The organism is Nocardioides zeae (assembly GCF_030818655.1).
Lineage (GTDB): Bacteria > Actinomycetota > Actinomycetes > Propionibacteriales > Nocardioidaceae > Nocardioides > Nocardioides zeae_A.
Genome location: NZ_JAUTAN010000001.1, coordinates 1,138,154 through 1,158,713, shown reverse-complemented (window position 1 = coordinate 1,158,713; position 20,560 = coordinate 1,138,154). Strand labels below are relative to the sequence as shown.

Annotated in this window: 25 protein-coding genes and 2 pseudogenes; 20 read left to right on the top strand and 7 right to left on the bottom strand. The window is 70.7% G+C overall.

The features are described from left to right. Nucleotides 1-197: 197 nt before the first annotated feature. Nucleotides 198-1,205, top strand: a pseudogene (gene sucB, locus QE405_RS05560) (2-oxoglutarate dehydrogenase, E2 component, dihydrolipoamide succinyltransferase); the annotation flags it as partial. Between the two features lie 89 nt (nucleotides 1,206-1,294). Further along, on the top strand, nucleotides 1,295-2,203 hold the full coding sequence (locus QE405_RS05555; protein ID WP_307199218.1) for a TIGR01777 family oxidoreductase: 909 nt from the start codon (nucleotides 1,295-1,297) through the stop codon (nucleotides 2,201-2,203). Here QE405_RS05555 and QE405_RS05550 read toward each other — a convergent pair. Continuing rightward, nucleotides 2,175-2,798 (bottom strand): hypothetical protein, encoded by a 624-nt coding sequence (locus tag QE405_RS05550; RefSeq protein WP_307199217.1) that lies wholly within the window; start codon nucleotides 2,796-2,798, stop codon nucleotides 2,175-2,177. The genes QE405_RS05555 and QE405_RS05550 overlap by 29 nt on opposite strands. A gap of 111 nt (nucleotides 2,799-2,909) precedes the next feature. On the opposite strand from QE405_RS05550, the gene lipB reads away from it, so the two are divergent. The 5 genes from lipB to QE405_RS05525 all read left to right on the top strand — a co-directional run bounded on the left by lipB (nucleotide 2,910) and on the right by QE405_RS05525 (nucleotide 7,460). After that, nucleotides 2,910-3,653: a lipoyl(octanoyl) transferase LipB gene (gene lipB, locus QE405_RS05545; RefSeq protein WP_307199216.1), complete on the top strand. Its 744-nt coding sequence runs from the start codon at nucleotides 2,910-2,912 to the stop codon at nucleotides 3,651-3,653. Between the two features lie 85 nt (nucleotides 3,654-3,738). Beyond that, the gene (locus tag QE405_RS05540; RefSeq protein ID WP_307199215.1) at nucleotides 3,739-4,665 is read left to right on the top strand and encodes an ABC transporter ATP-binding protein; all 927 of its coding nucleotides are present in this window, start codon (nucleotides 3,739-3,741) and stop codon (nucleotides 4,663-4,665) included. Continuing rightward, nucleotides 4,665-5,672 carry an ABC transporter permease subunit gene (locus tag QE405_RS05535; RefSeq protein WP_307199214.1) on the top strand — a complete coding sequence of 336 codons (1,008 nt, stop codon included), beginning with the start codon at nucleotides 4,665-4,667 and terminating at the stop codon, nucleotides 5,670-5,672. Before QE405_RS05540 ends, QE405_RS05535 begins: the two co-directional genes overlap by 1 nt. 41 nt (nucleotides 5,673-5,713) lie before the next feature. Beyond that, a complete protein-coding gene (gene lipA / locus QE405_RS05530; protein ID WP_307205583.1) occupies nucleotides 5,714-6,667 on the top strand; it encodes a lipoyl synthase in 954 nt (317 codons plus the stop codon). An 82-nt stretch (nucleotides 6,668-6,749) separates the two neighbouring features. Beyond that, nucleotides 6,750-7,460 carry a DUF4191 domain-containing protein gene (locus tag QE405_RS05525; protein WP_307199213.1) on the top strand — a complete coding sequence of 237 codons (711 nt, stop codon included), beginning with the start codon at nucleotides 6,750-6,752 and terminating at the stop codon, nucleotides 7,458-7,460. 86 nt (nucleotides 7,461-7,546) lie between these two features. Here the strand turns inward: QE405_RS05525 and QE405_RS05520 are convergent, their stop codons facing one another. The 3 genes from QE405_RS05520 to QE405_RS05510 all read right to left on the bottom strand — a co-directional run bounded on the left by QE405_RS05520 (nucleotide 7,547) and on the right by QE405_RS05510 (nucleotide 9,872). Next, on the bottom strand, nucleotides 7,547-8,437 hold the full coding sequence (locus tag QE405_RS05520) for a hypothetical protein (RefSeq protein WP_307199212.1): 891 nt from the start codon (nucleotides 8,435-8,437) through the stop codon (nucleotides 7,547-7,549). Between the two features lie 100 nt (nucleotides 8,438-8,537). Continuing rightward, on the bottom strand, nucleotides 8,538-9,380 hold the full coding sequence (locus QE405_RS05515; RefSeq protein WP_307199211.1) for an LppX_LprAFG lipoprotein: 843 nt from the start codon (nucleotides 9,378-9,380) through the stop codon (nucleotides 8,538-8,540). A gap of 51 nt (nucleotides 9,381-9,431) precedes the next feature. Then, entirely contained in the window at nucleotides 9,432-9,872 is a 441-nt protein-coding gene (locus QE405_RS05510) for an RDD family protein (RefSeq protein ID WP_307199210.1), read from the bottom strand. Between the two features lie 258 nt (nucleotides 9,873-10,130). Between QE405_RS05510 and glnA the strand changes: the two genes are divergently transcribed. Next, nucleotides 10,131-11,552, top strand: coding sequence for a type I glutamate--ammonia ligase (glnA, locus tag QE405_RS05505; protein WP_307199209.1), 1,422 nt, complete (start codon nucleotides 10,131-10,133; stop codon nucleotides 11,550-11,552). 133 nt (nucleotides 11,553-11,685) lie between these two features. Here glnA and QE405_RS05500 read toward each other — a convergent pair whose 3' ends face one another. Further along, a complete protein-coding gene (locus QE405_RS05500) occupies nucleotides 11,686-12,336 on the bottom strand; it encodes a tyrosine-type recombinase/integrase (RefSeq protein ID WP_307199208.1) in 651 nt (216 codons plus the stop codon). 113 nt (nucleotides 12,337-12,449) lie between these two features. Between QE405_RS05500 and QE405_RS05495 the strand changes: the two genes are divergently transcribed. After that, nucleotides 12,450-12,803: a hypothetical protein gene (locus QE405_RS05495; RefSeq protein WP_307199207.1), complete on the top strand. Its 354-nt coding sequence runs from the start codon at nucleotides 12,450-12,452 to the stop codon at nucleotides 12,801-12,803. 4 nt (nucleotides 12,804-12,807) lie between these two features. Here QE405_RS05495 and QE405_RS05490 read toward each other — a convergent pair whose 3' ends face one another. After that, complete coding sequence (locus QE405_RS05490) at nucleotides 12,808-13,044, bottom strand: hypothetical protein (protein ID WP_307199206.1); 237 nt, start codon at nucleotides 13,042-13,044, stop codon at nucleotides 12,808-12,810. A 100-nt stretch (nucleotides 13,045-13,144) separates the two neighbouring features. Here QE405_RS05490 and QE405_RS05485 point away from each other — a divergent pair, with 100 nt between their 5' ends. Then, nucleotides 13,145-13,960 carry a hypothetical protein gene (locus tag QE405_RS05485; RefSeq protein WP_307199205.1) on the top strand — a complete coding sequence of 272 codons (816 nt, stop codon included), beginning with the start codon at nucleotides 13,145-13,147 and terminating at the stop codon, nucleotides 13,958-13,960. A gap of 68 nt (nucleotides 13,961-14,028) precedes the next feature. On the opposite strand, the gene QE405_RS05480 is transcribed toward QE405_RS05485, so the two are convergent. Continuing rightward, entirely contained in the window at nucleotides 14,029-14,865 is an 837-nt protein-coding gene (locus QE405_RS05480; RefSeq protein ID WP_307199204.1) for a hypothetical protein, read from the bottom strand. Nucleotides 14,866-14,945: 80 nt separating this feature from the next. Between QE405_RS05480 and QE405_RS05475 the strand changes: the two genes are divergently transcribed. The 10 genes and pseudogenes from QE405_RS05475 (at nucleotide 14,946) to QE405_RS05440 (ending at nucleotide 20,505) form a co-directional block, all read left to right on the top strand. After that, nucleotides 14,946-15,155, top strand: coding sequence for a hypothetical protein (locus QE405_RS05475; protein WP_307199203.1), 210 nt, complete (start codon nucleotides 14,946-14,948; stop codon nucleotides 15,153-15,155). Continuing rightward, on the top strand, nucleotides 15,155-15,883 hold the full coding sequence (locus tag QE405_RS05470) for a hypothetical protein (protein WP_307199202.1): 729 nt from the start codon (nucleotides 15,155-15,157) through the stop codon (nucleotides 15,881-15,883). Before QE405_RS05475 ends, QE405_RS05470 begins: the two co-directional genes overlap by 1 nt. A gap of 64 nt (nucleotides 15,884-15,947) precedes the next feature. Continuing rightward, on the top strand, nucleotides 15,948-16,256 hold the full coding sequence (locus QE405_RS05465; RefSeq protein ID WP_307199201.1) for a hypothetical protein: 309 nt from the start codon (nucleotides 15,948-15,950) through the stop codon (nucleotides 16,254-16,256). Between the two features lie 288 nt (nucleotides 16,257-16,544). Beyond that, nucleotides 16,545-16,985 carry a hypothetical protein gene (locus QE405_RS05460; RefSeq protein ID WP_307199200.1) on the top strand — a complete coding sequence of 147 codons (441 nt, stop codon included), beginning with the start codon at nucleotides 16,545-16,547 and terminating at the stop codon, nucleotides 16,983-16,985. Nucleotides 16,986-17,239: 254 nt separating this feature from the next. Beyond that, entirely contained in the window at nucleotides 17,240-17,440 is a 201-nt protein-coding gene (locus tag QE405_RS05455) for a hypothetical protein (protein ID WP_307199199.1), read from the top strand. 21 nt (nucleotides 17,441-17,461) lie between these two features. Beyond that, a complete protein-coding gene (locus QE405_RS05450; protein WP_307199198.1) occupies nucleotides 17,462-17,935 on the top strand; it encodes a hypothetical protein in 474 nt (157 codons plus the stop codon). A gap of 37 nt (nucleotides 17,936-17,972) precedes the next feature. Then, entirely contained in the window at nucleotides 17,973-18,065 is a 93-nt protein-coding gene (locus QE405_RS20895) for a DUF3263 domain-containing protein (RefSeq protein ID WP_373459444.1), read from the top strand. Between the two features lie 3 nt (nucleotides 18,066-18,068). Next, a complete protein-coding gene (locus tag QE405_RS20890; RefSeq protein WP_373459443.1) occupies nucleotides 18,069-18,158 on the top strand; it encodes a DUF3263 domain-containing protein in 90 nt (29 codons plus the stop codon). A 1,282-nt stretch (nucleotides 18,159-19,440) separates the two neighbouring features. After that, nucleotides 19,441-19,818, top strand: a pseudogene (locus tag QE405_RS20885) (DUF6615 family protein); the annotation flags it as partial. Between the two features lie 336 nt (nucleotides 19,819-20,154). Further along, the gene (locus tag QE405_RS05440) at nucleotides 20,155-20,505 is read left to right on the top strand and encodes a hypothetical protein (RefSeq protein ID WP_307199197.1); all 351 of its coding nucleotides are present in this window, start codon (nucleotides 20,155-20,157) and stop codon (nucleotides 20,503-20,505) included. Nucleotides 20,506-20,560: the final 55 nt, after the last annotated feature.

Below are 20,560 nucleotides of genomic sequence, written 5' to 3'. Positions count from 1 at the left end.
GTCGGCGCCGAGCTCGCCATCATCGGTGACGGCTCCGCCGCCCCGGCGGCCGCCGAGCCCGAGCCCGAGCCGGAGCCGGAGCCCGAGCCGGAGCCCGAGCCGGAGCCCGAGCCGGAGCCGGCACCCGCCGCGGAGAGCAAGCCCGAGCCCACGCCGGCGCCGAAGGCCGACCCGGCCCCCGGCAAGTCGGCCGAGCCCGGCTCGGCTCCCGCCGGTGCCGCGCGCAGCCGTCGCAGACCGCCTCGTCGGAGCAGGACTCCTCCGCCGACGCGGGCACCTACGTCACGCCGCTGGTGCGCAAGCTCGCCGCGCAGCACGACGTGGACCTCGCCACCGTGACCGGCAGCGGTGTCGGCGGGCGCATCCGCAAGCAGGACGTGCTCGACGCCGCCGCCAAGGCCAAGGAGGCCGCCGCGGCTCCCGCCCCGGCCGCTCCGGCCGCCGCCGCTCCCGCGGCCGCCTCGTCCGCCGGCGCGCCGGCCACGCCGTCGCCGCTGCGGGGCACGACGGAGAAGCTGTCGCGCCTGCGCAAGATCATCGCCTCGCGCATGGTCGAGTCGCTCCACGGTGCCGCGCAGCTGACGCAGGTCGTCGAGGTCGACGTCACCAACATCGCGCGCCTCCGCGACGCGAAGAAGGCCGAGTTCCTCGCCCGCGAGGGCGTCAAGCTGTCCTACCTGCCCTTCTTCGCGAAGGCGGCCACGGACACGCTCAAGGAGCACCCCGTCCTCAACGCCTCGCTCGACACCGAGGCCGAGACGGTGACCTACCACGACGTGGAGCACGTCGCGTTCGCCGTCGACACCCCGAAGGGCCTCATCACGCCCGTCGTGAAGGACGCCGGCGACCTGTCGATCTCGGGCCTGGCCAAGAAGATCGCGGACGTCGCGGAGCGCACCCGCACCAACAAGATCGGGCCGGACGAGCTCTCGGGCGGCACGTTCACGATCACCAACCTGGGCAGCTTCGGCGCGCTGTTCGACACGCCGATCATCAACAGCCCGCAGGTCGCGATCCTCGGCCCCGGTGCCGTGGTGAAGCGTCCGGTCGTGATCGACGACCCCAACCTGGGCGAGACGATCGCGGTGCGCCACATGGTCTACCTGTCGCTGACCTACGACCACCGCATCGTCGACGGCGCCGACGCCGGTCGCTTCCTCCGCGACCTGAAGGCACGCCTCGAGGCGGGTCACTTCGAGGTCTGATCGACTCCTGATCAGCCGCTGATCCACACCGGCAGACGGCCCCGTCCTACTCTGGGCGGGGCCGTCCGTCATCTCCGCAGGAGGACCCCATGCACGTCGTCGTCGCCGGTTCGTCCGGTTTCCTCGGTCAGGCGCTCGTGCGCGCGCTGCGCGACCGCGACCACCGGGTGACCCGGCTCGTACGGCGCGACTCGGCCGCCGAGGACACCTCGCGCTGGGATCCCTACGCGGGCGAGGTCGACGTCGACCTCGTGGGCTCCGCGGACGTCGTGGTCAACCTGGCCGGGTCGCCCACCATGGGCAACCCGCACTCGACGAAGTGGTCCACCGAGCTGCGACGCAGCCGCATCGCGACGACGAGCCTGCTCGCGCGCACGATCGCGGACGCGCCGACGCCGCCCGCGTTCCTCGCCGGCAACGGCATTTCCTTCTACGGCGACCACAGCGACGTCGGCGACCCGGTGCTCACCGAGGACGCCGACTCCCGCGGCGACGCGCTCCTCACCGACGTGACCCGCGAGTGGCAGGCCGCGACCGCCCCGGCCGGCGAGGCCGGCGCGCGCGTCTGCATCCTCCGGACCGCTCCGGTGCTCGACCGCAGCAGTGCACCGCTCAACCTGATGCTGCCGCTGTTCCGGCTCGGTGGCGCCGCCCGCCTCGGGGACGGCAGCCAGCACTTCCCCGTCATCTCGCTGCGCGACTGGGTCGGTGGCGTCGTCCACGCGGCCGAGCACGACAGCCTCAGCGGCCCCGTCAACCTGTGCTGCCCCGAGGTGCCGACCAACGCCGAGTTCACCCGGACCCTGGCGGAGCTCGTGCACCGGCCGGCGTTCCTGCGGGTGCCGTCCGCGATCATCAAGCTGGGCGCCGGACGCATGGCCCCGGAGGTGCTGGGCTCGCTCCGCACGGTGCCCGCCGCCCTCCAGGACTCCGGCTACGCCTTCCACGACCACGACGTGCGGGACGTGCTCACGGCGGCGCTGGCTCCGACGGCGTGACGCCCGGGCCGCGGGGCCCGGACGACACCAGCGACCACGCGCCGTCCCGGCGCTCGAGCACCAGCCGACGCTGCGCCTCCCCGCGAGCGGGCAGCAGGGCCACCGGGGTGCCGTCACCGCGGCGTACCTCAGCCCGGGTCATCCGGTCCGTCACCACCACGACGACGCGGTCGGGCTCCGCCACCTCGACCGTCAGGTCGAGCACCGCGAACCGCAGGCCGTGGACGGTGAGCCCGCGCGCGACGTACGCCGCCAGCACGCCCACGTCCTCCTCCCCCAGCGCCGAGCCGGCCGGGTAGAGCCGACCGAGCGCCGCGACGTCACCTGCCGCGTACGCCGCCGCGCGACGCGCGTCCCAGCCCTCCACCACCGTTCGAGCCGCGGCCTGAGCTGCGGTCTGAGCCGCGGCCTCGGGACCGGCGGGGCGCACCCCCACCGTCGCCCCGCCCGTGCTCGCGAGGGCGAGCGCCACGCCCGCCACCACCGGCCCCACGACGAGCGCGAGCGCGGCGACCAGCAGACCGCGCGGGACCCCCGCACCCGCCCGACGGGTCGCCCGGTGGCACCCGCTCGCCGATGGTCGCCGCACTCGCACGACCCCCACGGTGCCGGAGATCGGCGACGGGCGTCGGCCGTCATCCACAGGCCCTGCTCAGGCCCTGCTCCGCGCGGAGGTGCGGAGCCGCGCGGGAGTAGGCTCGCCGGCATGGCGCTGGAGATGCGGACGCACGGTCTCGACGAGGGTGCGGCGGGGGTGGAGTACCGGGCGGCCTGGGACCTGCAGCGCGAGGTGCACGCCGCCGTGGTCGACGCCCCGGCGCCGGCCGACGGCACGCCGCACGGCACCGTCCTCCTGCTCCAGCACCCGCCGGTGTTCACCTGCGGCAAGCGCACGGACGACCACGAGAAGCCCCTCGACCCGGGTGGGGCCGACGTCATCGACGTCGACCGCGGCGGCAAGATCACCTTCCACGGTCCGGGCCAGCTGGTGGGATACCCGATCGTGCGCCTGCCCGACCACGTGCTGGTCGTCGACTACGTGCGGCGGGTCGAGGAGGCGCTCATCCGCGTCTGCCGCGACCTGGGCGTCACCACCGCCCGTGTGCCGGGACGCAGCGGCGTCTGGCTCCGGGCCGACGACCGCGGGCCCGAGCGCAAGATCGCGGCCATCGGCATCCGCGTCTCGCGCGGCGTGACGATGCACGGCTTCTCGCTCAACTGCGACGTGGACCTGGGGTGGTACGCCCGGTTCACCCCCTGCGGCATCGCCGACGCCGGCGTGACGTCGCTGTCCGCCGAGCTGGGCCGCGACGTCACCATCGCCGACGTGCTCCCCCTCGTCGAGCACCACCTCCGCGACCTGCTCGCCTGGGCGCCGTACGACGCGACCCCGGACTACGAGGCGCGTCCCGAGCCGCCGCGCATCGCCCTGGTCACGCCCGGCCGCTGACCCGTCTGGACCGCCTCACCCGTTCGGCGCGTCGCGCGCGTCGTACCGGCGGCCGTGCTCCATGCTGCGCGCATGGGGGACGACGATGAGTGACCTGGTGGTGGAGGCGCGCGGGCTGCGCAAGGACTTCGGCAGCCACGGCCGCACGGCGGTGGACGGGCTGGACCTGTCGGTGCCGCGGGGCGGCGTGCACGGGTTCCTGGGGCCCAACGGCTCGGGCAAGACGACGACGATCCGCATGCTCCTCGGGCTGGCCCGGGCGACCGGCGGCACGATGCGGCTGCTCGGTGAGCCGGTGCCCGAGCGGCTCCCGGAGGTGATGGGTCGCGTCGGCGCGGTGGTCGAGTCGCCGAAGTTCACCCCGACCTTCTCGGCCCGCACCAACCTCGAGCTGCTCGCCCGTGCCGGGGGCATCGACCGGAAGCGGGTCGACGCGGCGCTGCACCAGGTGGGGCTGTCGGGCCGCGAGGACGACCGCTACCGCACCTACTCGCTCGGCATGAAGCAGCGCCTGGCCATCGCGGCGACCCTGCTCAAGGACCCCGAGCTGCTCATCCTCGACGAGCCGACGAACGGCCTCGACCCGGCGGGCATCCGGGACATCCGCGAGATGATCCGCGCGCTCGGCGCCCAGGGCGTCACCGTGCTGGTCAGCTCCCACATCCTGGCCGAGGTGCAGCAGGTCTGCGACTCGGTGAGCATCATCGGCCGCGGCCGCCTGCTGGCCGAGGGCCGGGTGGACGAGCTGGTGGCCGGCGGCACGACGTACCGGCTCGTCGTCGCCCAGCCCGAGCGCGCCGCGGGCGTGCTCGAGGACGCCGGGATCGTCGTGCACCGCGAGGCCGACCACCTGACGCTCGACCTCGGCGACCGCGAGCCGGAGGAGGTGGCCCGTGCGCTCGCGGGCCACGACCTGTGGCCCCGGGAGCTGACGCCGGTACGCCGCGACCTCGAGTCCGTCTTCCTCCAGCTCACGTCGGCGGAGCCCACGGTGCCGGGCGGTGCGGCGTGATGCGGCTGGTGGGGGTCGAGCTGACCCGGCTGCGCAAGCGGCGTGCCGTGCTGGTGCTCGTGCTCGTCGGCCTCGTCGTGCCGGTGCTCGTCGCGGCGAGCCAGCTCTGGAGCACCCGGCCGGTCTCCGACAGCGAGCGGGCGTGGGCCGAGCAGCAGGCGGAGCGGGACTACGAGGCCGCGCTCGCATCGGTCGACGACTGCGCGGAGGCCCCGCAGGAGTACGGCTACGGCGGGGAGCCGGGCAGCGACGAGGCGCGGCAGCTCTGCGCCGAGGGCATGGCGGACCCGGAGTGGTACACGGCCGACAGCTACCTCTACCGCAGCGCCCTCGACGTCGAGACCACCCGCACCGACGCGGCGGTGGCCGTCGCGGTCGTCCTGCTGCTGGTCGTGGTGCTGCTCGGCACGACCTTCGTGGGCGCCGACTGGGCGTCGGGCTCGCTGTCGGTGCAGCTGCTGGTGGAGCCGCGGCGCACGCGCGTGTGGGTCGCCAAGGCGGTCGCCGGCGGCATCGTGGCCGCGGGGCTGGCGACGGTGGCGCTCGCGCTGTTCTGGACGATGGTCGCGGTGACCGCCGCGAGCCGGGACATCGCCACGTCGTCGGAGACGTGGGGCCGCGTGCTCGTCTCGTCGGTCTGGACCGTCGTGCTGCTCGTCGCGGCCACGCTGGCCGCGCACGCGCTGACGATGCTGCTCCGCTCCACGGTCGTCACGCTGGGCATCGTGTTCGCGGTGAGCGTGGGCTCGACGATCCTCCTCGCCGTGTTCGGGGCGTCGGCGATCCGTTGGACGCTGCCGACGAACGCGGTGGCGGTGGTCGCGGGCGAGATCGAGTACTACGTCGACGACTGCTCCTCCGACGGCGGTGCGGGCGAGCTGGTGTTCTCGGGCGACCCCTGTGCGCGGACCCTGGAGCGCCCCGAGGCGGTCCTCTACGTCGCGGTCCTCGTCGCCCTCCTCGTGGCCCTCTCGATCGCCTCGTTCCGCCGTCGTGACGTCCCGTGAGCAGGCTGGCCGCACGGGCGTAGAGTGGATCCGTGACCCAGATGCCAACAGCTGACGGCCGCAAGCTCCTCCGCCTGGAGATCCGCAACTCGGAGACCCCGATCGAGCGGAAGCCCGAGTGGATCAAGACCCGCGCGAAGATGGGCCCGGAGTACAAGGCGCTCCAGCACCTCGTGAAGTCCGAAGGTCTCCACACGGTCTGCCAGGAGGCGGGCTGTCCCAACATCTTCGAGTGCTGGGAGGACCGCGAGGCCACGTTCCTCATCGGCGGCGACCAGTGCACCCGCCGCTGCGACTTCTGCCAGATCGACACCGGCAAGCCCCAGCCGCTCGACCGTGACGAGCCCCGCCGGGTCGCCGAGTCCGTCGAGAAGATGCAGCTGCGCTACGCCACCATCACCGGCGTGGCCCGCGACGACCTCACCGACGGCGGTGCCTGGCTCTACGCCGAGACGGTCCGCGCCATCCACGAGCTCAACCCGGGCACCGGCGTGGAGAACCTCATCCCCGACTTCAACGGCAAGCCCGACCTGCTGGCCGAGGTCTTCGACTCCCGCCCCGAGGTGCTCGCCCACAACCTGGAGACGGTCCCGCGCATCTTCAAGCGCATACGCCCCGCGTTCCGCTACGAGCGCTCCCTCGACGTCCTCACCCAGGCCCGCGCGGCCGGGCTGGTCACCAAGTCCAACCTCATCCTCGGCATGGGCGAGACGCGCGAGGAGATCTCGGAGGCGCTGCGCGACCTCCACGAGGCCGGCTGCGACCTCATCACCATCACGCAGTACCTGCGTCCCTCCCTGCGCCACCACCCCGTCGAGCGCTGGGTCAAGCCGCAGGAGTTCGTCGAGCTGCAGGAGGAGGCCATGGAGATCGGTTTCGCCGGCGCCCTGTCCGGCCCCCTGGTCCGTTCGTCCTACCGCGCCGGTCGGCTGTACCGTCAGGCCGTCGAGGCCCGGGCCGCCCAGCCGGTCGGACCGGCCATCGCGACGGTCTGACCCGCTCCACGGACCAGTCCGTCACCCCCCGTCCTCAGCACCGGACCCCGGTCCGGCGAACGTGAAGAAGGCACCTGAGCGCATGTCGAGCAAGCAGCCCGCCCCGGCCCCGAAGAAGCGTCGGCAGCAGATCGCCGAGACCTACCGGATGGCCAAGAAGGGCGACCCGCGGATCGGCCTGATCCTCGTGGGCGTCTTCGTCGTCTTCGCGGCGCTCGGCTTCCTGGTCTTCACGCTCCTGCCGGGCGACGGCATCCTCTCGACCATCCTCAGCGTCGTCACCGCGCTGCTGGTCGGCACCCTGGCGACGCTCATCGTGTTCGGGCGCCGCGCCCAGACGTCGATGTACAACCAGCTCGAGGGCCAGCAGGGCGCCGCCGCGGCCGCGCTCCAGATGCTGCGCCGCGGCTGGGAGACGTCGCCCGTCGTCGCCTTCAACAAGCAGCAGGACGTCGTCCACCGCGCCGTGGGCAAGCCGGGCATCGTGCTCATCGGCGAGGGCAACGCCAACCGCCTCAAGCCGCTGCTGGCCGGCGAGCGCCGCAAGCACGAGCGCGTCGTCACCGACGTGCCCGTCACGGAGATCGTCGTCGGTCGCGGCGACGACCAGGTCCCGCTCCCGAAGCTGGTCCGCAAGGTCCAGAAGCTGCCCAAGAAGATCAAGGGCCCCGAGATCACCGACACCATCAACCGCCTCAAGGCGCTCGACGCGCAGCGCGGCAAGGTGCCGCTCCCCAAGGGCCCGCTGCCGACGAACATGAAGGGCATGCGCCAGAACATGCGCGGCCGCTGAGCCCCGCCCTCCCCCACGACCCCCGCGTACGACGACGCCCCCGGTTCCAGCGGAACCGGGGGCGTCGTCGTGGTGCAGGTCGTGGATCAGCTGTCCGTGGCGGCGCCGCCCATGGAGCTGACGAACTCCTCGTAGGGGATGGCGTCGGTGGGCGCCTCGATGGTGACGTCGCGGCCAAAGTCGGACCACGACTGCACCGTCTCCGTCTCGGGCGCCACCTCGGTGGCGGGGCTGAGCTGCGCGAGCTCGACGACCCGACCCTCGGCGTCGATGGCGACGGACTGGGTGATCTCCTCGGGCACCGCACCGGTGGCGCTGAGGTCGCCGTAGCCCAGGATGTCGAACATCACGGCCGGGTCGAGCACGACGTCGTACGTCTCCGTCGAGACACCGTCGACCTCCTCGACGCCGGTGTAGGTGACCGACGTCGACGCCTCGGCGAGGATCTGCTCGTTCTTGTCGGGCGAGCCGAGCAGCGCGAAGGCCTGGGCGAGCGGGTTGCTCGGGTCGTCGATGGGCAGGGAGACCTGCTGGCCGCCCTCGGCGATCGGCAGGTACATCGTGCCGTCGATGATGACGAGCTCGCCCTCCCCGGCGCCGAAGTCACCGGTGAGACGGAGCTCGGGGTTCTCGAGGTCGAGCACCTGCTCGCCGCTCATCGTCGTCGTCGCGCCGTCGATGGTGGTCGACTGCTCGATCGCCGCGGTCTCGCCGGCGGTGGAGGCGTCGAGGTAGAACGACGCGAACTCGGCCGGGTCGACCTCCTCGCCCTCCTCGACGTCGAACGACGAGCCCTCGACGGTGCCGTCGTCGGAGCCCTCGTCACCCGACCCCCCGTCGTCGGAGCTGTTCGAGCTCGACGAGCTGTCGTCGTTGCTGCTCGAGTCGTCGTCGGAGCCGCAGGCGGCGAGGCCGGTCACGGCCAGGACGCTCAGGGAGGTGGCGGCGATGGCGCGGCGTACGTTGAGGCGCGTCATGGTTCCTTCCGGGGTCGCTTCTCGGGGTGCTGCTCGGGGTGGGTGGCTCCGCGGAGCCGCCGGCACCCTGCCCCCGCGGCGACGCCTCAAACGGAGTGGTTCACGAAGTCGTGAATCCCGGGATGCCGTCGAGGAGCGTGACGTCCGCGGCGGGCGGCGCCTCGACGGTGGCGTCGGTGCCGTAGTCCCACAACCGCAGCGTGAGCGAGGCCGTCTCCCCCGTCGGGAGCGGGAGGTCCGTCGTGAGCTGGCGGAGGCGGTCGGCGTCGTCGAGCAGTGCCGTCAGCTCGACGGGCTCCGTCGGCAGCGCTGCGCCCGCGTCGGGCACGAGCTCTGCGAGCGCGCTGGGGTCGACCGTGACGGTGTAGCGCTCCAGGGTCTCGCCGTCGACCGTCTCCTCGCCGTCCCGCTCGACGTCGGCGGCGGAGCCGAGGGCCGCCACGAGCTGCTGCGGGTCGAACGCGCCCGCCAGCTGGCCGGGGTCGACGCCGAGGCTCGACAGGTCGACGGTGCTGAGGTCGAGACCGACCCAGGGACTGCCGCCACCGAGCATCGCCGCGAGCGGACCGCCGAGGTAGACGACGCCGTCCACGACCCGGAGCTCGATGCTCTGGCCCATCGCGTCGATGGTCAGGCCGACGGCCGGGCCGGTCCCGGCCTCGGCGTCGTAGGACACGACGCCCTCCCCGCCGACCTCGCCGCCGGCGACGCCCTCGACGTCGAAGGCGACCCGGGCGGAGGTGACGTCCGCGTACGCCGCCGTCATCGCCGACGCCAGCTCGGCCGCGTCGACGGGGCCGGTGGTGGCCGTCGGGCTCCCGCCAGGCGCTGCGGCCGGCTTCGGTGCGTCGTCGTTGCCGCACGCGACCAGGCCGGTCACCGCGGTGGCGGACAGGGCGAGGGCCGCGACGGTGCGGCGGAGGGTGGCGCTGCGACGGGTCATGACGTCGATGGTGGCACAACCTGCCGCCGTACGGCGCGGGTCAGGTGCCGCTCAGCCGCGCGGCTGGGGTGCGCCGCCGCCGCGGCGCGGGGCGAGCGGGACCGTCATGGTGCCGGCGACGATGTCGTGGAGGCCGCGGCCGTCGGGGCGGAACACCAGCGGCGGGATCACTAGGGCGACGAGGAACGACCGGCCGAAGGCACGGATGGGGTCGATGGGGCCGGGGTGGCCGTCGTACCGCACGACCCGCAGACGCGTGACCAGCTTGCCGAACGAGCCGCCCGCCAGGCAGGTCAGCACCGTCGACTCCAGCACGAGCAGGCCCAGGGTGAGCAGGGACGGGTTGACGCCGGCGGCGTCCTCGGCCGTGGCCGGGAAGTAGCGGGCCGGGCCCACGAAGGCGATGACGACGAGCATGCAGGCGAACCAGTCGACGAGCAGCGCGCCCATGCGGCGCGCCCAGGAGGCGGTCTGACGGTCGGTGCTGGCCACGGGCGCAGGCTATCGAGGCCGTGTCACCGGAGCGTCATCCGGGCGACCCACCGGCGTACGCCGCGTGCGGCACGCGCGCGATCGGCGGGGCTCTTCACCCCGCCCACCCCAACCTGTAACACGGCTGAAACAATCGGGATATCGGAGCGAAACTGCCCGTGCATACGTTGCGTCGCAATCGCCGGGTGCAAGGCTGCGCCTGTCGACTCACCCGTACCACGAGCGCCACGCCCACCGGCGTGCCGCGTAGGAGGACGAATGTTCGCCAACAGCGAAGAGCTGCTGAAGTACATCAAGGACGAGGGCGTCGAGATGGTCGACGTCCGCTTCTGTGACCTGCCCGGCATCATGCAGCACTTCACGGTTCCCGTGTCGTCGTTCGACCAGTCGGTCTTCGACGACGGCCTGGGCTTCGACGGCTCGTCGATCCGTGGCTTCCAGGCCATCAACGAGTCGGACATGTCCCTCTTCCCGGACCCGACGACGGCGTACATCGACCCGTTCCGCAAGGCCAAGACGCTCAACATCAACTTCTTCATCCACGACCCGATCACGGGCGAGGCCTACTCGCGCGACCCGCGCAACATCGCCAAGAAGGCGCTGGCCTACCTCGAGACCACGGGCATCGCCGACACGGCGTTCTTCGCCCCCGAGGCCGAGTTCTACATCTTCGACAACGTCCGCTACTCGACGGGCGTCAACGAGGGCTACTACCACATCGACTCCGTCGAGGGCTGGTGGAACTCCGGCAAGGACGGCGAGGACAACCTCGGCTACAAGACCCGCCTCAAGGGCGGCTACTTCCCCGTCGAGCCCTACGACCACTACAGCGACCTGCGCGCCGACATGGTCAAGAACCTCGAGGCCTGCGGCCTCCAGGTCGAGCGGGCCCACCACGAGGTCGGCACCGCCGGCCAGGCGGAGATCAACTACCGCTTCGACACGCTGCTCAAGGCCGCGGACGACGTGATGAAGTTCAAGTACCTCATCAAGAACACCGCGTGGCAGCAGGGCAAGTCCGTCACCTTCATGCCGAAGCCCATCTTCGGAGACAACGGCTCGGGCATGCACGTGCACCAGTCGCTGTGGAAGGACGGCTCGCCGCTGTTCTACGACGAGGCCGGGTACGGCGGCCTCTCGGACATGGCGCGCTGGTACATCGGCGGCATCCTGAAGCACGCCCCCTCGCTGCTGGCCTTCACGAACCCGACGGTGAACTCCTACCACCGCCTGGTCCCGGGCTACGAGGCGCCGATCTCGCTCGTCTACTCCTCGCGCAACCGCTCCGCCTCGGTCCGCATCCCGATCACGGGCTCGAACCCCAAGGCGAAGCGCATCGAGACCCGCTTCCCCGACCCGTCGGCGAACCCCTACCTGGCGTTCTCCGCGCTCATGCTCGCGGGCCTCGACGGCGTCAAGAACAAGATCGAGCCGGCTGCGCCGATCGACAAGGACATCTACGAGCTGCCGCCGGACGAGATGGCCGAGATCGACCAGGTCCCCACGTCCCTCGGTGCCGTGCTCGACGCGCTCGAGGCCGACAACGAGTACCTGACGCAGGGCGGCGTGTTCACCCCCGACCTCATCGAGACGTGGGTGTCCTACAAGCGCGAGAACGAGATCGCGCCCGTGCAGCTGCGGCCGCACCCGCACGAGTTCGAGCTGTACTACGACATCTGATCTATCTGCGCAGGTCAGCGGCGGATTTCGGTTCCGACTGAACCGTTACTGACCCACGCGGTTCGGACAGAACCACGAAGCGCCCCGATCGGGACCTCTGCGGAGGCTCCGGTCGGGGCGCTTCTGTCGTCGCTCAGGTGGCCTCGGCGGCCAGGCGCGCGGCACGCTCGCGAAGCACCCGTCCCCCCGCCGCGCGGATGGTGTCGTCGGCGTCCGGCCACAGGTGGCTGTAGGTGTCGAGCGTCGACTTGGCGCTTGCGTGCCGGAGCGCCGCCTGCACCTTCTTCACGTCGGACCCGTCGGCGATCAGCATGGACGCGAAGAAGTGCCGCAGGTAGCTGAACGCCTCGGGGAGCCCCGGCACCTTGGCCCGAGCCGCCCGGATAGCGCGCTGGATTGTCCAGGGCGCGAGTTGGCTCCCCCACTGGTCGCACAGCAGCCACTCCCCCTTGCGCTGGTCGGCGGTCGCCGCGATGTGCGCCGACAGCTCGAGCGCGAGCTCCTGTGAGAACGGGACCGGCGTTCGCGACGTCGCGGTCTTCAGCTCGTCGTCCGGGTACTGAGCGGACGGCGACCAGACGCCGCGCATGAGGTCGAGGTCCGCGATCATCAGACCACCAGCCTCGGCCAGTCGGGTGCCTAGGAAGGCGCCCGTCAGCACGGCGGTTCGGACAGGGGCCGGCACCGCCTCGTAGAGCGCCCAGACCTGGTCGGTGGTCGCGACGTAGGCCTTCTGCTTACCAGCCGGCGGAGCCGTCTTGCGCGAGCACGGCGACTTCGCCACCAGCCCGTCGTCGATGGCGTCGAAGTACAGCTGGGCGAGCCGGGCGTGCAGGGCGTAGACGTAGGAGTCCTCGCGGCCTTCCGTCTTGAGCCGAGCGCAGCGCCGAGGGCGTCGTGCGGGCCGCGATCTACGCCGCCGACGCCCAGGGCCGACCCCTCACGCTCGTGGCGGACCTCGGGACCAAGACGCCGGTGTACGGCGTCCTCAACTTCGACCCGGCGAACCCCATCACGCTGCCGCCCGGCCGCTACCACATGGCCGTCATCAGCCAGGGCGCACCGGCCACGCCGCCGTCGTTCCTCACCGCGACCGGCGCGGACCCGCTGGTCACGGGCGACAACTCCTGGACGGTGCCCGCGTCGAACGCCTACATCATCAACGGCATCGCCGACGGCGCAGCGCCCGCGACGATCGGGAACACGATCTACAACACCGCCGCGCCGTACATGCAGCTCCGCGCGGTCTGACGCCTCAGCGGCCGGCGGCCTGCCGCCACGGGCCGCCTCCCGAGCGCTGCCACCGCATGACGATGGTGCCGCGGCCGCCTTGCTGACGGTACAAGTCGACGCGCTCCACGGACGGCGACTCGTGCTGAAGGTGCCCCTCAACCCACGCGATGGCGTTGGCATCCGTCTCGAACGAGCCGTACCCCGTACCGAGTGTGGTCTCTGATCGGTAGTTGCCCATGCCGTGCTCGCTCTTCATCATGCGCTCGAACCTAGCCCCTGCCCCGGACACCCCTCCCGGGGCAACCGCCAGCGTGCGGCAGAAGCCTTGATCAGCAGTTCGGGCCCAGTAGCCTTCGCTCATGGGACGCCGACCGCTCAGCTCACACGAGCTGCGGGCGCACCTGCAGCGTCAGGTGAGGTTCATGCAGGCATCCGCGGTCGCTGTCGACCGCGGGAACGATGACGAGGCCATCCGCCTGGCGCAAGTGCTGCGTGTGTTGCTCCACCACCAGGGAAACTCGAGGGCGTTGCTCTCCCAGCTGGGTCTTCTTGAGACCCTCCCGTTCGTCGACACTTGCCGGTACCGCGACGCTATCAACGCCCGCGCTGAGGAGGCGGCCCGCTCGATGGAACCCAAGGGGATGACCGTCGTCTCGCAGACCCCCAGCGACGCGGGCCTCGTCTTGCCCGGCCTGCACCCGGTCACCGATGAGCCGGCCTGGATTGCACCGCTGGCCGCTGTCCAAGACGTCCCGCGGCCATTCCCCGAGTGGTGGACTGCGCCGGGCATCGAAACGTCAGCAGGGAGCACGTTCTCGCGCTTCGACCTCGTCCGGATCGCGGCCAACCAGGACGGCGGCAGCCACGTGGATCCCGCCATCGACGAGGACTACGACGCGTTCGGCCGCGACTTCCTCGGCATTGAGCACAGCGTCGTCGACGACAACGGCATGGAGTCATTCGTTCCCATGCGCGGCAACGTTGTTGCTGGCTGCATTCGGCAGATTGCGTACGAGGTACTCGAGACTCTGCGACGCGCCGAGCTCGATTACCTGGCCCCGATCGCGCCGATCGTAGTGGCGCCCAGGCTGCTCCCCTACGGCTTGATCTCGCCCACCGTATTCGGTATCCCTTTGCAGCCCGACGAACAACGGCCGCCGCCACCCGAAGACTGAGTAGCCCCCGATCACAAAGCGGCTCACTGAGATAGGCGCCGCGCTCGCCTGAGTCTCCACCGGCCGACTCACTCCGGGCCAGAATCGCGCAAGTTGATGACTCCGCTCGTGCTCGCGGGCCCCCGCCACGCCGGCCCGTTTGCCGCGGTATTGATCACGAGCTGAGGATCGACACCTCCGAGCGAGTGCCGCATCCGGGCGGTACGCGACACTTCACCGTGAACGGCAGCAAGCTGCTTCCTCAAATCAGCGATGTCCTTCGCAACGGCAGCGTCAGGGGACCCGCTCTCGATTGTGTTGAGGCGTTCCTCGATCGTTGCCACCGTCGCCGCAACCGCCTCTACGGAACGGTGTTCGGTAACGAGCCTCACCTCATCCGGCAGGAGCTCGCCCCAGTCGAGCACAGCGTCATCGAGGACCCGAGCGTGCTGAACGATGATCTCGCGGAGGCCCAGCAGCCTTTCGTCATCCGCCCCGCCCTCTTGGTCCGCCCGCCTGCGGTCGACAGCGGCGAGAATCTGGTCCACGGAGTCGCGCGCTGCGACGACGCGGCGGAGGGCAGGCCGAGCGAGCTGAGCGGACTGCTGATGGGCATCTCGACGCGAATAGAAGTGCGTGACGAGCCACGACAACCCGCCTCCAAGGACCACTGAGTACAAGCCGAAGAAGGTCTGCTCGAGCGTGGTCAACGGCTCTTCGCTGGCCGCCTTACCGATGAAGGTATCCATCACTCGGACACCGATGTAGGCGCCGGCGACGAGCAGCACGACCGGCCCCCACTTCGCGAACGTCCGCGCCGCTGCAGCGGTCTTTCCAGGACCACCCTCCCCAGACCCGGACTTGCCCTTGCCCGCGTTCTTGTCGGGCTGACCTGCTGGCTGACCTGCTGGCTGTTGCTCGCTCACGCTGCGAAACCTAGCCCGCCCCGCACCCCGCGCGGCGGGCTTTCACGTATCCCGGCACCAACCCACCCGAGGAGGACCCCGTGTCCGAGCACGCCACCGAGAACACCGAGCCGCGCGGGGTCGACGTCGACCCGCTCGGGCTCGCCCACCAGACCGACGAGCGCGACCTCGCCCTCGCGCTCCCGTGCCCCTACGACGACGAGACGGAGCAGGAGGACGGCTCGGACACCGCCGACGCCGCCCCCGGCACCGACGAGCCCGGCGACGTGGTCGAGGGAGGGGAGGCGTGATGTCCCGCTCCGCAGCCGACGCGATCGACTGGGGCCGCAGCTGGGTCGACTCGGACCGCCGCGCGCCCACCCTGTCCGGGGACTGGCTCGCCTGGTGCCTCGTCTTCGTCCGCTCCTGCTTCGGCGTCGACGCGCGCTTCCTGTCGGCGATCAAGGCGTGGAACGGTGCCGACCGCCGCCACGTCACGTCCCGGTCCGAGACCATCCCCGAGGGCGTGCCCGTCTTCTGGCGCACGCGCGGCCCGCACGGCCACGTCGCCCTGTCGCTCGGCAACGGGTACGTGCTCTCGAACGACATCCTCCGCAGGGGCCGCATCGACGTCGTGCACATCGACGTCATCACGAAGCGCTGGAACGCGACGCTCCTCGGCTGGACCGAGGACCTCAACGGCACGACGGTGTGGGAGCCGCCGAAGCCCGCGCCGCCGGCCGTGCGCGTGAAGCCGACCTTCCGCCGGCTGCACGACAAGGAGCTCGACCTCATCGAGAAGCTGCAGCACCTCAAGCCGGGCACCGCGCAGCACACCCGCCGCGAGCGTGAGCTGGCCGAGGTCTACAAGTACCTGCGGACCTACCCCGCGTCGCAGTACGCCGCGCGCCGGCGCGAGTGCTTCATCCGGAAGGACCAGGCGCACCGCGCCCGGCCGCGGAAGCCGAAGACCGTCGAGCGGTACCAGCGGCTCATCACCCGTCTCGACCTCCTCGTGCGCCGCGGGATCCCGGCGTGATCCGCCGGCTGCTCGACCTCGTCATCCACCTCGCGATCCGTCGCGCCGTCCGCCGGAGGTACACATGACCACGCCCACCCAGGTCCGCCGCCCCTGGCGGTCGACCGTCCGCACCGTCGTGCAGCTCGTGCTCGCCGTGGCCACCCTCGTTCCGCTCGTCGCGGCCGGCGTCTACGTCGACCTCGAGCAGGCGCCGGCCATCGTCGGCCAGGTGCTCGCCGCGGCCGCCGTCATCACCCGCGTGATGGCGCTCCCGGCCGTCGAGGCGTTCCTGAAGCAGTGGGCGCCGTGGCTCGCCGCCGAGCCGTCGCCGAAGGTCTACATCGACCGGAGCGACGAGCAGGAGCCGCCCGGCCAGCACCGCCTCGAGTAGCCGCCCCGTCGCGCTACCCTCGCTGCAGCGTCCCCGTCACCCCGCGTGGGTGGCGGGGGCGCTTCGCTGCGTCCGGGGTACCTCATCAGCACAGCGCCCCCGGTTCAGGCCGCGAGACGGGGGCGCCATGTCAGCATTCGGGAGACGCGCACCCGCTTGACGTGCCACGCTGCACCCATGCTTTCGACACCCCGGCGCCGTACCGTAATCCGCGCAACCGTTTGGACGGCGCCCGCCATCGTGGTTGTCGCTGCCGCGCCCGCCTACGCAGCATCTGCCGCAACGGTCGTGACCGGCACGCTCGCATCAACACGGAACTCGGGTAACGCGACAGCGACAGGGACGGTGACCAACAACGGGACCACGCCGGTCATGGTCACCCTGATCCTGACCGTCGAAGCTGACCCCACCACCTCGGAGAGGGCGATGGGCGGGTACGGCACCTCAAACGGGTGGGCGTACGTCGCCTTCCAATACACCGCCGGGACCAGCGGCCTTCGATACACCGGAACGAGAGAGATCGCAGGCGGGCAAACGGTTCCCGCTCCGACGATCACGGTGGGCTTCGCGCAGACAGCCTTCGGCGCCAGCACGATGACCCTCACGGTGCCATCTCCCGCGACGGCGACCAACCCCGCCCCCGCGCCGTTCACGGCCTATACCGGTCCGGCGCTGCGGTCAGCCAGGACGACCGGCCCGACATCACCCGACTTCACGATCGAGCCCTGAACCAGCCCGCCATGGAACTAGAACCTGGCTTCAGACTGGCGAAGTTCAGCCCTGCGCTTCACCCGGCGGCGGCGTGTTGGCCGGGTGAAAGACACCATGTCCGTGTCGGGCGCCGGCGCCACGGCCTGACGCACCCACCGCTCCTCGAGCAGCTCGGTCCGCAGCCGAACGTTCTGCCCGTGCGCCACGGCACCGATCTCGAGGTACGACACCCACGCCTGCCAACCCTCGGGCCCCGGCTGCCACTCGACCCCGTGCCCGTCACCCTCACCATCGCCCACGCCACCCCAGCCGGCGTCCCCCGCGGCCAGGAAACCGACCGCATCACGAAGACCGCCGACACCTACGACGAGGCGCTCGAGCAGGCCAAGGCCGAGATGCCCGAGGGGCACATCGTCTACTCCGTCGACCGCTACGCCGACCCCAGCTGGCCGGATTCCCTGCCGAGGCGCTGACGGCGCCGTACCGTGGTGCTCGTGAAGCGCACCCTCGTCGCCCTGGCCGTCGCGGTCGTCGCGCTCGGCGGCTGCTCGTCGAGCGACGAAGACGCCCCGGCGGCCGCCGAGCCCGCTGCGGAGACGAGCAGCAGCGCGCCGGCAGCCGAAGAGTCCGAAGAGCCCGAGTGCTCCGTGCCGGACCCGAGCGAGCAGGTCGTGTCGCTGCGTCTGTTGGCGTACGAATTCGCCTTCGCCAGGGGGCTCAGCATGGGGTCCGGCTCCGCCGCTGAGCAATACAACGTCGCGACCGAGGCTCTCGTCGACGCGGTACGCGGGCTCGACACCCCGTGCACGACGAGCGACGAATTCGAGCTATTCATGGCCAACTTCGAGAGCCTGGGCTACCGCGTGCACCTCGGCGAGCCGAACCTCGAGGGCGACTTCGCCCAGGTGAGCGAACGCATGGACACGTGGTTCGAGTCCATGGGCGTGGAACCGGCCGCCAACTCCTGACCCAGAACCGCCAGTCCTCGGCGGCAGCCTGCCGTCCATGAGCACGACGACCGAGACTCTCATCGAGCGGCACCGCGACATGCTCGAGTTCGAGCGCTCGTGGTGGAAGTATCAGGGCGTGAAGGATTAGGCCGTGCGTGACTGCGGCGTCTCTAGCACGCGCTACTACCAAGAGCTCAACGCCCTGATCGACGAGCCCGCCGCGCTCGCGGCCTACCCCTGACCGTGCGACGCCTCCGTCGTCTTCGAGCGGCCCGTCAGCGCCAGCGCTCGGCGCGACGTCTCGGCTTCGATGACTGACCCACTACTGACCCACCCAGGGCCACAAAGGCAACCAACGGCCACCCACAACGAACGGCGTCGTTGCAGGTCAGACGGCGGTTTCATCAACAGCCACCAATAGCCGTCACCCGTCAGATAGTTCGAGCTGCACTACGACATCTGAGCCCAGCTGGGTCGTCTGTCGCGACACCCCCGGTCACCGTTGGTGGCCGGGGTGTTTCGTCGTGCGGGGCTATTCGGATCGGATGTTGGCACGAGCGCACAAGCCGGGCAGGGGTCAACGAGCCCGTACGGCGCTGTGCGGTCCCCAGCGGGCAGCGGCACGTCGCCTACGCGGCCATCGCTCCATGCGCCCCGGTTGTCCCGCGCCGCTCGCCCAGGACGCTTCGCCGAGCCAGTCCTTGAACATCCGCTCGCCGATCTGCCAGATGATGCGGTGGCACGCGCCGGGCGAAGCCAGCTAGGCGTCGACGTGGTCATGGAGCGACGACGTGTGGCCACGTAGCGGACCGGTTAAATTCAGCTCTCCGCAGCACGTCGCCCCTCCGAGGCGAGCTGTCTGAACCGGTCCCTGCACCAGCGCCGTGGCGCCCCGGTCGCGGGCCGACCGGCACCAGGAGAGGCCGACCGCACCGCCCGCTCACCGACGCCTCGCTCACGCGCCATCCTGCTCCGAGGTCCACGCCAGCACGTCCCCTCGCGGTGGCGCAGGTGCTTGCCGACCTTGATCGCGGCGGACCAGTGCCCGGTCTGCCGCCACGTGCACCGTCTGCTTCGGCACCCCAAGAAACTCCGCGATCTCCTCGATCGACCAGAGCCGCTGGGTACGCCGACGCCTCGTACCAACCCCACCTCCAGCGACCACCTGCGCCGGGTCCTCACGATCCACAAGTGCAGGGGCTCGAGTTCGAGAAGGTCATCGTGCTCGAAGTTGAGCATGAGTTCTTCCGGAGCGAGGAGGAGGACAGCCGCGCTGAGTAATTTGTCTGCGTGTCCAGAGCAGAGAACGAGTTGCTCCTCATGACTGCGGGCCGATCGGGCGCCCGCCAGACGCCGCTCGTCGGTGGGACGAGATCAGGCACGTTTAGCGCGACTTCGTGGGCTTCGCATCTGAGCAGAGCCATAGCGTTCGAGTCATCGGCATCAACTGGTTGTCCGGCGGCCCAGAGACTTGTCTCCGAGACACCGACTGCATCGTCTCGAACTGCGATAGAACGGCGGCCATGAGCAGAAGCCTTCGTTGGGACATGGACGGGTTGGCGGTTGACACCTGGAATCGCGTTGCGAGAGGGGACGCTCGAGGCATCCGGCTCCGGGAGGACACCATCACTGAGTTGAACCTCCTCGAGCTTGACTTACGGCACCCCAAACTGTGGGTTCACCGGTTCAACCAAAATGCCGAGAAGGCGGTCGGGGGCGACTGGGAGTGGTACGTCGGGTTTGGCCAGCTTTGGTTTGCGCTGCGGATCCAGGCCAAGCGAATGGATAACGACGAGTACCGTCAACTGCAGCATGAGGGAGCAGCTGGTGACAACTACCAGTACGACACGCTAATCCGGGCAAGCCAGGACGAACCCATCCTCACGTTTCCACACTACGTTTTCTTCAACGGCTGGCGAACCTGGCCGTCAGGCGTTCAGTGGTACGGGTGCCCTAGCGGCGTCCCGCTCGGTCGGTGCGGGCACGCGAGTGAGCAAGAGATGGGCTGCTCCGCGATGCCTGCGAGGCTGGTTCGCGCCATTCATGCGGGTCGCGGCGTAGCGGGCCGCCGGGTCTCTGAGTACCTACCCCGGAGCGTCCCTTGGTCCTGGCTTTTCGGTCCACATTCGGTGAGATCGCTCACCGGTGCTGGGCGCACCGGCGTCCGAACTAACACTTCCAGGATCCGAAGCACCGCAGACTGGGGCACTCACCCAGAAGCCCCGAACAATCCGACGGTGCTCGACGTTCTGCGATGGCATCGCGCCATCGACGCTGTGGCGCGACGAGCCGAGTCCGACAAGGCCACCCTGAGCGATGAAGGCGGCTTCTGGGACGAGGTCCGTGCGGAGTTCAGTCAACTCGTTTCTGGCCGGTCGCAGGACGTCGCGGCGCAGACCGAGGGACTCGGACCGCTCCCACCCCACGCTGCACTTCTCATGCGCGCCGGGGCCGAACCGATCAGTGAGGGGCTCGTGGCCGAGCTTTTCAACCGGATCGGTCAACGTCGGCGCACGGTGATCGTGACAGAGCTTGACCCCGGCGAAGCCCTTGAACAGTTGAGGGGCGAGGATCCTGCGTTGTCGTGACCCAGCGGCCCGACGGTTGGAGATCACCGCTGGCCGCGCCTTTCCGCCGCGTAGG